Genomic DNA, 13,397 nt, shown 5'->3' with positions numbered 1-13,397 from the left:
ATGGCGGCCTGTTGATCCGGCGAGTTATTCAGGCCATAACCAGGCGGCACCCCTGACGCCGCTGGAATCGCCATGGACGGCGCGGCGGATCGGCGTTTGGCATTCACCGCCGAAAACCCAAGGCGTCACCAGACCGGGCAGTGACTGATAAAGTACGTCAACATTGCTCATGCCGCCGGCCAGCACGATCACATCGGGATCAAGCAGGTTGATGACCTGACCAATGGATTTGGCCAATCGCTGCTGATAACGGCTTAACGCTGTGCTGGCCAGGGCATCCCCTTGGCCTGCCAGGCGGATGATATCTGGCCCTTTAATCGCCTTTCCGCCCAAGCGATGGTAATCCACGGCAAAACCGGTACCGGAGATAAAGGTCTCGGTGCAGCCATTTTTGCCACAGTAACAATCCACTTGTTCGGCAAAAAGACGCTCTTCTTCATCCATCCAGGGTAAGGGATTATGGCCCCATTCGCCGGCAACGCCGTTGCCGCCCCGGTGGACCCGCCCGTTGATGGCGAGCCCGGCACCGCAACCGGTACCGATAATAATGGCAAATACCGTCGCCATACCTGCGCCGGCGCCATCAGTCGCTTCCGATACCGCCATGCAGTTGGCATCATTGGCTATCCTTACCGGACGCCCCAGTACCCGCTCCAGGTCATTGTCCAATGGCTGGCCGTTCAGCCAGATTGAATTAGCATTTTTAACAGTGCCGGTGAACGGGGAGAGCGTGCCAGGTATACCTATGCCGACGCTGCCCTGCTGGCCAGTCGCCTGTTCGGCTGATGAGACCAGCGAGGCGATGGTCTGCAGGGTGCCTTTATAATCATCCCGTGGCGTGGGCTTACGCTCGCGAAACAGAGTGTTCCCTTGTTCATCCAGCGCAATCACCTCGGTTTTGGTACCGCCTAAATCTATCCCAATACGCAAACTGGCTCTCCTTATTCGCTTCTGACATGGCTATAGGCCACGGATAATTCTATCCGCATAATAGTGACTCATGGGAATGAAAAGGTAAAAGAAGATCTGAACCCGGTCGTCTCCTGCTGGTTTTATTATTTACCCTGCGTTGTTGTTATTACTATGGATTGACTAAAGCTCAACAAATATAAAATAAACGACTGTTCACCCTATTATTCTGACTGACTATCAAGCCTTATTCTGTACTGTAAAGAGGTGAAAAACCGGATAAATCGCTGAGCTTTTCGCTGGGGTAACGGCGGTGAATTCGCTATCATGCGCGCTGCATATGGTCAAACAGCGTGCCTGAGGGCGCGCCAGGTCAGGAAAAAGCTATGTTATGGTTTAAGAATGTCATCATTTACCGTTTGAATCGTTCCCTGGAGCTGTCTACAGAGCAATTGGAACAACAGTTGTCCCCCAACACATTCTCCCCCTGCGGCAGTCAGGACATGGCTAAATCAGGCTGGGTAGCGCCCCTGGGCTCCAAAAGCGATGCGTTGACCCATTCAGTCAATGGCCACATCCTGATTTGCGTACGCAAAGAAGAAAAAATCCTTCCCTCCTCGGTCGTTAAACAGGAATTGCAGGGCAAAATTGAAAAGCTCGAGGCAGAGCAAAGCCGCAAGCTGCGCAAGACCGAGAAAGACGCGTTAAAAGACGAAGTGCTGCATACCCTGATGCCACGTGCATTCAGCCGTTTCAGCCAGACCAGTTTATGGCTGGATACGGTGAATAACCTGGTTATCGTCGACTCAGGTAGCGCCAAAAAGGCGGAGGATACCCTCGCCCTGCTGCGTAAATCACTGGGATCGCTGCCGGTCGTCCCGCTGGCGCTGGAAAAGCCTATCGAGATGACGCTGACTGAGTGGGTACGCAGCAACCAGGCGCCTGCCGGATTTGTGGTGCAGGACGAAGCTGAATTGAAGGCATTGCTGGAAGACGGCGGTATTATCCGCTGCAAGAAGCAGGATCTGGCCAGCGATGAAATTGCCGTGCATATTGAAGCGGGGAAACAGGTGACCAAACTGGCACTTGATTGGCAGGACAGAGTGCAGTTTGTACTGTCAGATGACGGTACGTTGAAACGACTGACGTTTTCCGACACCCTGCGCGAACAGAACGATGATATCGATCGTGAAGACTTTGCCTTGCGCTTTGATGCGGATTTCACTTTGATGACGGCAGAACTTGCCAGCCTGATAAGCGAACTCACCGAAGCGCTGGGCGGCGAAGCCCAGCGCTAGCAGACAGCCATCAGACCCCCTACGTGGGCGGTGCAGCCATCATGCCCCTACCTGGGCGGCGAAACCATCATGCCCCTACGTGGCTGGCGAAACCATCATGCCCCTACGTGGCTGGCGCAGCCATCATGCCCCTACGTGGCTGGCGCAGCCATCATGCCCCTACGTGGCTGGCGAAACCATCATGCCCCCACGTGGGCGGGGACGATGATCATCGCAGATATTTGCACAAATAGGCGCTGACTTCCGCCACCTGCAGAAAGAACTCGCTTTGTGCCGGCACATAGAACTTCTCGCCCGGCATAAAGACCTGCCAATCCTGGGAGCCAGGCAGCAGCACTTTCAATGCGCCGGTGACAACCGTCATTTCTTCCGCCTCTGCGGTACCGAAGGTGTACTCCCCGATATCCATTACGCCTACACTGGCGCGGCCAATGCTGGCGCCTTCATAACCAATGGATTTTACTTTCCCTGAAAAATACTCATTCACCTTCAGCATAAATCGTTTCCTTAATATCGATTTGGATATCATTTATATGATATGCATTAAATGCATAGTAAGAGCAGGATCCCGATGCTGTCACGCCTTATTGGCTGAAAATGCTGGTCACCCGGCAGGTTTAACGTCTGCGCCAGCTGTCGTCACCTATTTTATCGGCTAACTGACGAGTAACGGATTTCAGGCTGGCCAACATCTCTTCAGGAAAAGTGTCATTTTCACCGGCCGAATTATAGGTCAGGCTGAGGGCGATATTCTCCCGGCGAGCGCTGTGGCTAAGCATGGTGGCCAGGGCACTGACGCCTTCCCTGGCTTCATTACGGGAAAATGACCATCCTTGCCTGCGCACCAGCGACAAGCGCTGCCAGAGTCGCGCCGCACCCGGCTTATCAAACACGCCTCGGCAGGCGTCGCGTGAAATCAGTCGCGCCATGACTTCGCTTTCAGTGAAGGCGGAAAGCAATGCCCTGCCTGCAGCAGTTTGCATAGCCGGCAGGCTTTCACCCCGACTAAAGGGCAAAGGCATCGATGGATGTCCATGAAAAAAATCAATAACATATACCCGGTCATTTTCCAGGCGGGAAAGGTAGGCTGTACACTGGTATTGACTCGCCAAGGGAAATAAACCAGAGGCAGCTATTTCCGCCAGCGGCCTGGATAAATAGTTGCTGCCGACCGCCAGCAGTAAGTCGCCTATGGTGTATAACCGATTATTGGGGTTGCGGGAAAGCAAACCTTGGGATTCCATAGCAATCAATAAACGGGAAACGGTGCTTTTGGGTAATTGCAGGTGTGAGGCGACATCACTGAATGAAAGCCCAAGCGGATATAACCCCGTCCCATCAGCGGTAAATAATTTTAAGACGGCGGACGCATTTTCCAGAGTTGACATAGCATGGGTTCATTTTTCATTTTGTTATGCAGGTTGCACAATAATTAAAAGGTATGCCCCTTGCAGTCAAGACAATATTTTATCTCATCGCATTAACAGCAAAAGGTGATTAACCCTGCTGATAGCGGGTCACTAATATTTAATAAAAATAATATAAAGAGTGTTTAATTACACATTAACAAAGGGTGTCGTCAGGCTGAAGATGCAAATAGCTCCGGGCGCAATGGACACGGAGCGTTATGATGGTATTCCGTCGTGCGGGAGCGGGCATCAGGACTTGTCTTCGTCCTCATAACGCGCCTTGGCATCCAGCGCTTCGGCTTCGGTTTCATGCTCACTTATCAGGGTATCTGGCTTGGGATGATCGGCCCTGAGCTCATAAATAGTCTGGGTGTTACCTGGTTTGCCCCGTTCCTTTGCTACAATTTCCGCTCTGCGCGGATAGGGTGGTTTGCCGGCCATAAAGAATCCCTCCAGTGATGTTATTGTGGTGTTATAGACACTCAGGTAAGTATAGCCAGCTTCGCGGAGTTTGCCGCCCGGCGCGGCGTCCGGGCAACCGTACGGGGTTATTAACTGGCGGCGCTAGGGTGGAGTTGCTGCAAAATGGCAAAAACGACGTCGTCAGGTGTCCTGCTGGCGTCCAGAACATGATGAGCCGCCTCCTGATAGAGTGCTTCACGTTGAGCCAGCACCTGCTCGATTTCATCAGTCATTGCCCTGCCGGTGAGGCTGGGGCGCTGGTGTTCTTCAGGAAAAGCCTTCAAACGGCGCAACAGTTCATTAGCCGGCACCTTGAGATAGATAACGCATCCCTGAGAGCGCATGAACTGGCGATTGGCGGCTGAAAGAACAATACCGCCGCCGGTAGCGATGACTTTGTTTTTACCGCTCACCGCCTGGAGGATGCCGCTCTCTCGGTCTCTGAAACCAGACCATCCTTCCTTTTCGACAATCTGCGCCACGCTGAGCCCACTGACCTGAAGCAGGGTCTGATCGGTATCTGAAAATTCATATCCCAGTATCTGGGACAACGCCTGTCCTACAGTAGTTTTGCCACATCCCCTAGCGCCAACCATAAATATAGGCTGAGTCATGTACTGCTTATCCTTTTGTTAATCCGGACGTCGGATGAGCCGCGTTGTCTCATCCCTGTTGAATACCGGCATAAAACGCGCCATTTAACATCTGCTTGGTCCGGTAAACCATCATAACAAAGACCTGGGAGAAGCACTAACTGAGGAATGGGTGATGGCGAACAAATACAACCCTGCGCGCGATCGCGGATATAAGCCAAACGGCACTGCCGGTGACGGACGACACTCAGGAAACTCGCTGCGCGGCCCGACGGCGGCCCGCTTAATACAGGGGGGTATGGATGATGAGTCGTCCAGTGTCCCGAACGCAGCTAAGCCGGTGGGCATAGATACTGCATTCGGGGTTACCCCAGTTGACCCGACACGGGTTAACTCGCGTCCTCGACGGTCTCATCCACAATCTTGCGCGCGTCGACCAGGCTCAATTCGTCCTTCAGCCGCATCAGCAGCAGCCCGGTGGTGCGCATACGGCCAGCGCCGACCACCGCCACCACCTTTTCGTCCTTAACATACAGCGCCACAAAATCATCTTTATCCAAATCACCGATAATGTCGACTTTATCCCACGCTTCTGCGTGGCCGATGTATTCATAGCGCACACCGTATTGCTGAGTCCAGAAGAACGGCGTCGAGTCATAAGTATCGTTATTATCCAGCATCGCGCCGGCCGCCACCCGACCATGTTGCTGAGCCACCCGCCAGTGTTCGATACGTACCGGCTCGCCCTTATGGGGGAAGGTGGCAATGTCACCGATAGCGAAAACATCTTTCCCGGCGGCCATGGAGGCGTCCACCGTCAGGCTGCCATCCTTATTGAGCGGAAGATCAGAGATAAAATCGGTAGCCGGCGCGACGCCTGTCGCCAGCAGCACCAGTTGGGCCGGTATGTCCGCCCCCTGCTTGAGTTTGACCGAGCTGACTGTTTTATCCCCTTGCAGGGCCACCGGTTCGCCGTCGACAAACCTGACGCCTTTTTGCTGATGACGTCTCCTAAAGAAGGTCGCCAGCTCTGGGCCAAAATTCTTCTCAAACGGCAAAGGGTGCGGCGAAATGACGGTAACGTCGATGTCCTGCTTACGAAAAGCGGCAGCCACTTCCATCCCGATAAAACTATTTCCAATAATGACCAGCCGTTGCTGTTTTTCAACCTGTGGAATCAGTGCTGCCGCCTGCTCCCAACTACGAAGTACCGCTACCCCCTGCAAGGCCTTTCCGGGCAACTCTGGCCTTTGAGGAATACCGCCGGTCGACAGCAGTAGGCGCTGGTAGTGAATAACGGTGCCGTTATCCAGCGTGATATGGCGGCGTTGGGTATCCAGCGACGCCACATTGCCGTTGATGCGCTCAACCTGTTGTTGCTGATAAAACGCGTCGTTAAGTAAAGACGGAACCTCATCAAGGCTCATATCGCCCTGCGGGACGAACTTGGACAGCGTGGTACGATCGTAAGGCGCCTGTTTTTCACGCTCGATAACCACCAGCCTGCCCTGATAGCCTTTCTCGCGCAGCGCCTTGATAGCCGCGCTGCCGCCGGCGCCGACGCCCAGTACGACAAATGTTTCGTCTTCATCTATTTTCTGCAGTGCAGACTGGCCGCCTTCGGGTTCAGCATCGACCCACAGTGCATCCTGCTCGATTTTGACCGGGTATCTGTTTAACGATCTGAGCGACGGGGGCTCGCACAGTTGGCCCTTTTCAAGGGTAAACACCGATTTATGCCAGGGGCACACCAGTTTTCCCTCGCAGACAGCGCCTTTTTCCAGCGGTGCTCCAGCATGCGGGCAGGTGGCTTCAAGGGCATACACCTCATCACCTTTTCTCAGCAACAGGACATCGGTATCACCTACGCTGACTTTTTTGGGTGTTAATTCGGCTAAGTTGCTCAACGACATCACATTCTGATAGGCCACAACACGCTCCTTATAATTATAAGCCCCTAGTATTTGAGGCACTATTATTAAGCCTAGCAGCAAATGGTGGCCTTAGATAAATTAGGGCAATCAATTCCTCTTTAGGTGGGCATCATCCTGAGCCTGTTGATTGAGTTCTTTGATAACCGAGTTATAATTATTCCGAATCTCGACTGAAACCGGGCTGGCAGGGCTTTTTACACTGCGTTCGGTGGCTTTGCCAAAGCCCAGTGCCTGGCAGATAAAGGTAAATATCTTCTTTACCCACTGCATCAAAGAGGGCTTGCCGCTGCCCTTTGCTGACATTGCCTGTTGCTTGGCGGCTTGGGGTTTCAATCTGTCATTAGCCGCTTGGGGAGAAACCTGGGATAGGTTACTGAGTTGCGAAATGAACTTGGGCGGATAATTTTTATGAATATTGGCCGTCGGCGCCTCGCGCAAGGAGGGCTTTGCGCCAGGATTGCTGGCCGCAGCGGCAGATGTCTGGTTCTGATTCACCGCCGTGGCCGCGCTCAATACGCTGCTGCCGGCGCCGGTATTCCCATTCAGCGGTGAGCTGGTTCTGCTGCTGAAAGCCTGTACTTTCTGATTGACGGTCCCTGTATCGATTCTCTCTAATTTAATGTGATCTGATATATCTGATCGAGAAGTGGATAAAGGTGTGTTAGTTATGATATGTCCAGCATTAACGGATGAATTGTTCATGGCATTTCCTATGATTATTCGAGGTTTGCAAATCAACTGAATTTCATTTCAAGCGTTGCACGTAATAAGAACATATTTTCAAACAGGCTTAAGAGTTGCGAGGCATTTACCGAACTGTTAGGCAGCGTCACGCCCAAAACCAAACCATCGTGATTAAGACCGGCCCAGGCACAGGACATTATCGAACGCTGAAAATTAAGCCCCAGCCATTCTCGCGCCTCCGATTCCGAGCAGGGCTGCCGGTTCAGTTTGCAGTACAAGGTAAATACCTCGCTATTGCGGGGATATTCAATGACCCATCGCCGATGGTGTCTGTCGATAATTACTTGCATTTCGGCTTCGCTTTCGGGGACTATTCCCCAATAGGCAAAAGCTTCGACAATAGTATTGTTCACATTGAACCCCTGGTAAGGATTAAATAATCTCAAGGGCTCATTAAAACGTCATTGGCAGGAAGTTACTTGCAGATTTTGTTTATCAAAATAAATAAAAAACCCGCCGGTTAAAGGGCGGGTTGATAGCGATATCAGTGAGGGGCTGCGAGTATTATTTACCCTGTGCCTGTCCCAGTTCGAAGTGAGTCTTGCGCGGCCTGCTGGCTTCACCAGGCTGGCGAATAGTCAGGGAGATCATCAGCGAAAGCGCCAGCAGCACGGTAATCAACTGGAAGGTCACCATAAAACCGCCGAACAAGGAGGCAACGATTGAGCCGACGATACTGCCGATACCAAAACCCAGGTAGATGACACCATAATTTTTGGTCATGTTGTTCAGACCAAAGAAATCGCTTACCAATGAGGGGTAGACCGTAATGGTGCCGCCAAAGCTGAATGCCACACAGGCAACCGAGATAAAAAACAGCATTGGGTTCAAATGGACGAAAAGCAGCGTTGCCATTCCCAGCAGGGAAATTACCTGGGCGATGGAGACCACCCGGATACGCGACATCTTATCTGACAGGATACCCAGGATAAGGCGACCGCTGAGATTTGCCACTGCGATGATAGTCACCGCATTGGCGGCAGCGGATGAAGTCATCTGCACCAGACTCTCACCAATGTCTTTGGCAACACCGATGACATAGAGACCGCTCATGCAGGCAGTCAGGAACATCACTGCCAGCAACCAGTACTGCGGCAGTTTCATTGATTCAGCCAGGCTGTAGTCGTTGGTGTTGCGCAACGCTTTCGCTTCCTGCCTGGGCGCATCCTTCATCAGCAAGCCACCGGCGGCCACCAGCAGCAAAGCAATCAGTCCCCATAGCTGGAAAGTGGTTTCCAGACTAAAATGCGCCAGCAACTGACTGTTAATATATTTGAATCCAAGGCTACCTAAACCATAAGCGCCTACGGCACAGGCGGAAATCAGACCCTTACGTTCTGGAAACCATTTGACGCAGTTGGACATGGTCATCAGATAGCCGATACCGTCAGCAAAGCCGACCAGAATACCGGCACAGGCCCACAGCATAACAAGATTGCTGGCGTAAGCCGTCAGACAAAGGCCAATAGCCAACAGCATAGCGGCCCCCAATGTGACATTACGCACGCCAAACCGTTCCTGAAATTTGCCGGCCAGGCTTGATGCAACGGCCAAAGCCAGACTCAGCAAACCGAATGCAAACGCTATCTGGCTTATCGGTTCGTCCAGCTTACTGGCCAGCGGTCCGTTAAACAGACTCCAGGTATACACCGACCCCAGCGCAAACTGGGTGATGATGGTCCCGGCCAGGGTAAACCACCGGGCGCGGCTGTTAGTTTGAGTATTCATGGTTGGCCTCATCACAATTCAAGATTGAACCGATGCCGACTAGCGGCTTTATGAGGCCAACTATAAATGAAGCGACTTACCGACAGATCAAAATGGGAATGAGATACCGATTATATGGAATGAAATGCATCTGTAGCGGAACGAATTGCGCAAGCGCATTTGGCGGGGCTATAGGCGGGTAAAATGATGTATTTAAAGGTGATGTAAAGTAGACAAAAAACAAAATAAACCAGGAAAAATGATCCTAAAAATAACTCTGTTAACATTTATTTCATATTGCTCCGAAAAACACTACGCGAAAAAAATAAAAATAATTCGCCCCGGGAGAAATTATTTATTTTTTACTTGATCTCGGGCAATCGACCGGCAGCAATCAGGGAAATTGGCTGACAGGTAGACTGCCGGCGGCAATCAGGGAGATAGGCTGACCGGTGGGCTGCCGGCAGCAATCAGGGAGATAGGCTGACCGGTGGGCTGCCGGCAGCAATCAGAGAAAGGCTGACCGGTGGGCTGCCGGCAGGCGCTGATTTACTCAGCATCGCCGTAGTAGGTAGTACCAATACGAATCATATCCCGCCCTTGGGATTTACGGTGCAGATTGCTGTCCCGCAAGGAATAAACGCAGCCGCAATATTCCTGCTGATAGAAGCGTTCGCGCTTGCTGATTTCAATCATGCGGGCAGAACCGCCCTGCTTGCGCCAGTTATAATCCCAGTAGGTAATACCGGGATAGTGCTCAGCAGCCCGCTTTCCACAGTCATTTATCTGCTTCATGTCCTTCCAGCGTGAAATACCCAGTGAACTGGAGATTACGCTGAAGCCATTTTCGGCAGCATATAGCGCGGTGCGCTCAAAACGCATATCAAAGCACATCGTGCAGCGGATGCCGCGCTCTGGCTCATTTTCCATGCCCTTGGCGCGCGCAAACCAATTGTCGGTATCATAATCAACGTCGATAAAAGGCACATTGTGCAGCTCTGCAAAGCGGATGTTTTCATCTTTACGGATCAGGTATTCGCGCTGGGGATGGATATTCGGATTATAGAAGAAGATGGTGTAGTCGATTCCCGACGCGGTAATGGCCTCCATCACCTCGCCCGAGCAAGGCGCACAGCAAGAGTGAAGCAGAAGTTTCTCGGCCTTTACGGGCAATTCAAGTCGGGGTCGAACATAGTCAGTCATTACAATTTCCTGATTTAATAGTGCTTCAACTATACCATATTCATCAGGTTATATTTAAGCCGAAACACACAAAAACCGTCAACCAATCGGTAACATATCGATAATTTTGGTGACCTTCTCGGCTTATGACAAAGGAGGTTTTGCGCCTACATTACCCCTGACCAACCCAGAAACAGCAGCACTTATAAGGGGATTACCGATGCAACCGCAAGAACAGCGTCTTATTGAAGGTCTTTTTCAGCGGCTTAATACCGCAGAACAGCAAAGCGGCCAACGGGATGACCATGCCGAGCAAAAAATCCAGCAATCTCTCCGCCTGCAGCCCACCGCGCCTTACTATATGGTTCAGTCCATTCTCGTTCAGGAAGCAGCGCTTACCCGGTTGAGTCAGCAGGTCAAACAACTGGAAGACGATAAAGCCCGTTTACAGAGCGAAGCCCAGTCCCGCAGCAGCGGTTTTCTGAGTGGACTGTTTGGCGGCGGGACTTCCGCCGACCCTAAGCGGACGCTGCCTGCAAGCCAGTCACCGGCTCAGCCTGCCCCCCCCACTGCCGTAAACCCGGGCGGCAGTTCCCTGCCGCCATCAGGCGGATCGCGGGCCGGCGGATTCCTTTCAGGCGCACTGCAGACCGCTGCCGGCGTTGCGGGCGGGGTGATGCTGGCTAATATGCTAACCGGTATGTTCGACAGTTCCAAGCCGGAGGAAATTGGTAACATCATTGAGCAGCCCGATCAGGCAACGGACAATTTCAGCGCGACGGACTTTCAAAACGATCCCCTGAACACCTTTGATGATACCTCCGATATTCATTTCGATGAGCTGAATAATGGCGGTCTAAGTCACACAGACGGTGATTTCAGCGATGACAATGACGACTTCATCGCTGACGATGACTACTCCTGAGTGAGTCTGAACGAATAAAACCCGAACGCGTAATGCGTTCGGGTTTGCAGCTATTTGCACTGCGCTGTTTGCCAACCAAATCGCCACTGTGCGATGGCGCATTTTGGATACTTATGGGGTGTTTAGCTGCGATGCTGGAGCACCTCGGCCGCAACCTGGCCTGGCGTCTGAGCATAGTGCTTGAACTCCATGGTGAATGTCGCCCTGCCCTGGGTCAGCGATCGCAGGGAAGTGGAATAACCAAACATATCAGCTAATGGAACTTCAGCCCGGATAAGTTTACTGCCGGCGAGATCATCCATGCCCTGTACCATACCGCGTCGTGAGGAAAGGTCTCCCATAACGTTACCCATGAATTCCTCCGGCGTTTCCACTTCAACCGACATCACCGGCTCAAGTAGAACCGGTGACGCGCGCTTCATGCCCTCTTTGAAAGCCATAGAACCGGCCATTCGGAATGCATTTTCATTGGAGTCCACCTCATGGTAAGAGCCAAAAAACAGCGTGGCCTTGACATCTACTACCGGAAATGAGCCCAGCACACCTGCGGTCAACGTATCCTGAATGCCTTTATCGACTGCAGAGATGAATTCGCGCGGCACTACGCCCCCCTTGACGGCATCGACAAATTCATACCCTTTGCCGGCCGGCTGAGGTTCAATCTTCAGCACTACATGGCCGTACTGGCCCCGTCCGCCAGACTGCTTGACGAATTTACCTTCAACTTCGTCAACGGTATTTCTAATTGTCTCCCGGTAGGCTACCTGGGGCTTACCGATCGCCACATCGACGGCGAACTCTCGGCGCAGGCGCTCCATAAGCACTTCAAGGTGCAGTTCACCCATGCCCGAGATAATGGTTTGACCTGATTCTTCATCGGTTTTAACTCGGAATGAAGGGTCTTCCTGCATCAGGCGGTTAAGCGCGATACCCATTTTTTCCTGATCTGCCTTGGTGCGGGGTTCGATGGCCTGAGAAATCACCGGCTCAGGAAATACCATTCTTTCGAGAATGATCGGTTCTTCCGGTGAGCTCAGCGTATCGCCGGTGGTAATCTCTTTCATACCAACGGTAGCGGCGATATCGCCGGCATACACTTCCTTGATATCTTTTCTCTCATTCGCATGCATTTGCAGCAGCCGGCCAAGGCGTTCCTTTTTACCCTTTACCGGGTTGTAAATCTGATCGCCGGTTTTAATCACCCCAGAGTAAACCCGGAAGAAAATCAATTGGCCGACAAATGGATCGGTCATGATTTTGAACGCCAGCGCAGAGAAGGGCTCATCGTCGCTGGAATGGCGTTCGACTTCCTGGTCTCGTTCGGTGTGGCCGACAATGGCCGGCACATCCACCGGCGACGGCAGATAGTCGATTACCGCATCCAGCAATGCCTGGACCCCTTTGTTTTTAAAGGCGCTGCCGCAGAGCATCGGGACAATTTCATTGGCAATGGTGCGCAGACGCAAGCCGGCTATTATTTCCTCTTCCGACAACGCCTCGCCATTGAGGTATTTGCTTAACAGGGCCTCATTGGCCTCAGCCGCAGCTTCAACCATATGCTGATGCCAATGCTCGGCCTGGGAACGCAAATCTGCCGGGATGTCTTCATAGTGGAAGGTGACGCCATGATTCTCGTCATCCCAGACAATGCTTTTCATTTTGACCAAATCGACGACGCCCTGGAAGTTTTCTTCCGCGCCCACCGGAATTTGCACCGGCACCGCTACGCCTTTCAGCCGCGTGGCAATTTGCTGTTGCACGCGGAAAAAATCCGCCCCGATACGGTCCATTTTATTAATGAATGCGACGCGCGGGACGCGGTATTTATTGGCCTGACGCCATACCGTTTCTGACTGGGGCTGCACGCCGCCAACCGAGTCATAAACCATCACCGCGCCATCAAGCACCCGCATGGAACGCTCAACTTCAATGGTAAAATCCACATGCCCCGGGGTATCGATGATATTGATGTGATGTTCTGCATAGTTACCGGCCATACCTTTCCAAAAGGCAGTGGTCGCGGCGGAGGTAATGGTGATGCCGCGTTCCTGTTCCTGTTCCATCCAATCCATTGTGGCAGCCCCATCATGGACTTCGCCAATTTTATGGCTGACGCCGGTATAAAACAGAATGCGTTCTGTCGTGGTGGTTTTACCGGCGTCAATATGGGCACTGATGCCGATATTTCGATAGCGTTCGATAGGCGTTCTACGGGCCATGATTTTACCTTATAT

At 52.3% G+C, this 13,397-nt stretch carries 13 protein-coding genes; 2 read left to right on the top strand and 11 right to left on the bottom strand.

What is annotated here, in order from left to right; genetic code table 11:
* Window positions 1–24 precede the first annotated feature (24 nt).
* Window positions 25–930: a fructokinase gene (gene mak / locus EDC52_RS14450; protein ID WP_131866085.1), complete on the bottom strand. Its 906-nt coding sequence runs from the start codon at window positions 928–930 to the stop codon at window positions 25–27.
* 365 nt (window positions 931–1,295) lie between these two features.
* On the opposite strand from mak, the gene rdgC reads away from it, so the two are divergent.
* Entirely contained in the window at window positions 1,296–2,207 is a 912-nt protein-coding gene (gene rdgC / locus EDC52_RS14445; RefSeq protein ID WP_131866083.1) for a recombination-associated protein RdgC, read from the top strand.
* 208 nt (window positions 2,208–2,415) lie between these two features.
* Here rdgC and ppnP read toward each other — a convergent pair whose 3' ends face one another.
* The 9 genes from ppnP to EDC52_RS14400 form a co-directional block, all read right to left on the bottom strand.
* Window positions 2,416–2,703: a pyrimidine/purine nucleoside phosphorylase gene (gene ppnP / locus EDC52_RS14440; RefSeq protein WP_131866081.1), complete on the bottom strand. Its 288-nt coding sequence runs from the start codon at window positions 2,701–2,703 to the stop codon at window positions 2,416–2,418.
* A 121-nt stretch (window positions 2,704–2,824) separates the two neighbouring features.
* Window positions 2,825–3,595 (bottom strand): IclR family transcriptional regulator, encoded by a 771-nt coding sequence (locus tag EDC52_RS14435; RefSeq protein WP_131866079.1) that lies wholly within the window; start codon window positions 3,593–3,595, stop codon window positions 2,825–2,827.
* A gap of 270 nt (window positions 3,596–3,865) precedes the next feature.
* On the bottom strand, window positions 3,866–4,057 hold the full coding sequence (locus EDC52_RS14430; RefSeq protein WP_131866077.1) for a YaiA family protein: 192 nt from the start codon (window positions 4,055–4,057) through the stop codon (window positions 3,866–3,868).
* Window positions 4,058–4,167: 110 nt separating this feature from the next.
* Complete coding sequence (aroL, locus tag EDC52_RS14425; protein WP_131866075.1) at window positions 4,168–4,692, bottom strand: shikimate kinase AroL; 525 nt, start codon at window positions 4,690–4,692, stop codon at window positions 4,168–4,170.
* Window positions 4,693–5,060: 368 nt separating this feature from the next.
* Window positions 5,061–6,602, bottom strand: coding sequence for an FAD-dependent oxidoreductase (locus tag EDC52_RS14420; RefSeq protein ID WP_230468065.1), 1,542 nt, complete (start codon window positions 6,600–6,602; stop codon window positions 5,061–5,063).
* A 90-nt stretch (window positions 6,603–6,692) separates the two neighbouring features.
* The gene (locus tag EDC52_RS14415; RefSeq protein WP_131866073.1) at window positions 6,693–7,343 is read right to left on the bottom strand and encodes a hypothetical protein; all 651 of its coding nucleotides are present in this window, start codon (window positions 7,341–7,343) and stop codon (window positions 6,693–6,695) included.
* Entirely contained in the window at window positions 7,340–7,702 is a 363-nt protein-coding gene (locus EDC52_RS14410; RefSeq protein ID WP_131866071.1) for a type III secretion system chaperone family protein, read from the bottom strand. Before EDC52_RS14410 ends, EDC52_RS14415 begins: the two co-directional genes overlap by 4 nt.
* 151 nt (window positions 7,703–7,853) lie before the next feature.
* On the bottom strand, window positions 7,854–9,077 hold the full coding sequence (locus tag EDC52_RS14405; protein ID WP_131866069.1) for an L-lactate MFS transporter: 1,224 nt from the start codon (window positions 9,075–9,077) through the stop codon (window positions 7,854–7,856).
* Between the two features lie 528 nt (window positions 9,078–9,605).
* Window positions 9,606–10,259: an epoxyqueuosine reductase QueH gene (locus EDC52_RS14400; protein WP_131866067.1), complete on the bottom strand. Its 654-nt coding sequence runs from the start codon at window positions 10,257–10,259 to the stop codon at window positions 9,606–9,608.
* 199 nt (window positions 10,260–10,458) lie between these two features.
* Between EDC52_RS14400 and EDC52_RS14395 the strand changes: the two genes are divergently transcribed.
* Window positions 10,459–11,163 carry a DUF2076 domain-containing protein gene (locus tag EDC52_RS14395; protein WP_131866065.1) on the top strand — a complete coding sequence of 235 codons (705 nt, stop codon included), beginning with the start codon at window positions 10,459–10,461 and terminating at the stop codon, window positions 11,161–11,163.
* 122 nt (window positions 11,164–11,285) lie between these two features.
* Here EDC52_RS14395 and fusA read toward each other — a convergent pair whose 3' ends face one another.
* Window positions 11,286–13,382, bottom strand: a complete 2,097-nt coding sequence (fusA, locus tag EDC52_RS14390; protein WP_131866063.1) for an elongation factor G — start codon at window positions 13,380–13,382, stop codon at window positions 11,286–11,288.
* Window positions 13,383–13,397: the final 15 nt, after the last annotated feature.

This window comes from Biostraticola tofi (genome assembly GCF_004343195.1).
GTDB lineage: Bacteria > Pseudomonadota > Gammaproteobacteria > Enterobacterales > Enterobacteriaceae > Biostraticola > Biostraticola tofi.
This window is presented reverse-complemented; position numbering and strand designations above follow the sequence as displayed.

Bases quoted from the DNA above. Each gene is read 5' to 3' on its own strand.
- fusA (WP_131866063.1), bottom strand. From the start codon at position 13,382: ATGGCCCGTAGAACGCCTATCGAACGCTATCGAAATATCGGCATCAGT.
- ppnP (WP_131866081.1), bottom strand. From the start codon at position 2,703: ATGCTGAAGGTGAATGAGTATTTTTCAGGGAAAGTAAAATCCATTGGT.
- EDC52_RS14435 (WP_131866079.1), bottom strand. From the start codon at position 3,595: ATGTCAACTCTGGAAAATGCGTCCGCCGTCTTAAAATTATTTACCGCT.
- rdgC (WP_131866083.1), top strand. From the start codon at position 1,296: ATGTTATGGTTTAAGAATGTCATCATTTACCGTTTGAATCGTTCCCTG.
- EDC52_RS14395 (WP_131866065.1), top strand. From the start codon at position 10,459: ATGCAACCGCAAGAACAGCGTCTTATTGAAGGTCTTTTTCAGCGGCTT.
- aroL (WP_131866075.1), bottom strand. From the start codon at position 4,692: ATGACTCAGCCTATATTTATGGTTGGCGCTAGGGGATGTGGCAAAACT.
- EDC52_RS14400 (WP_131866067.1), bottom strand. From the start codon at position 10,259: ATGACTGACTATGTTCGACCCCGACTTGAATTGCCCGTAAAGGCCGAG.
- EDC52_RS14405 (WP_131866069.1), bottom strand. From the start codon at position 9,077: ATGAATACTCAAACTAACAGCCGCGCCCGGTGGTTTACCCTGGCCGGG.
- EDC52_RS14430 (WP_131866077.1), bottom strand. From the start codon at position 4,057: ATGGCCGGCAAACCACCCTATCCGCGCAGAGCGGAAATTGTAGCAAAG.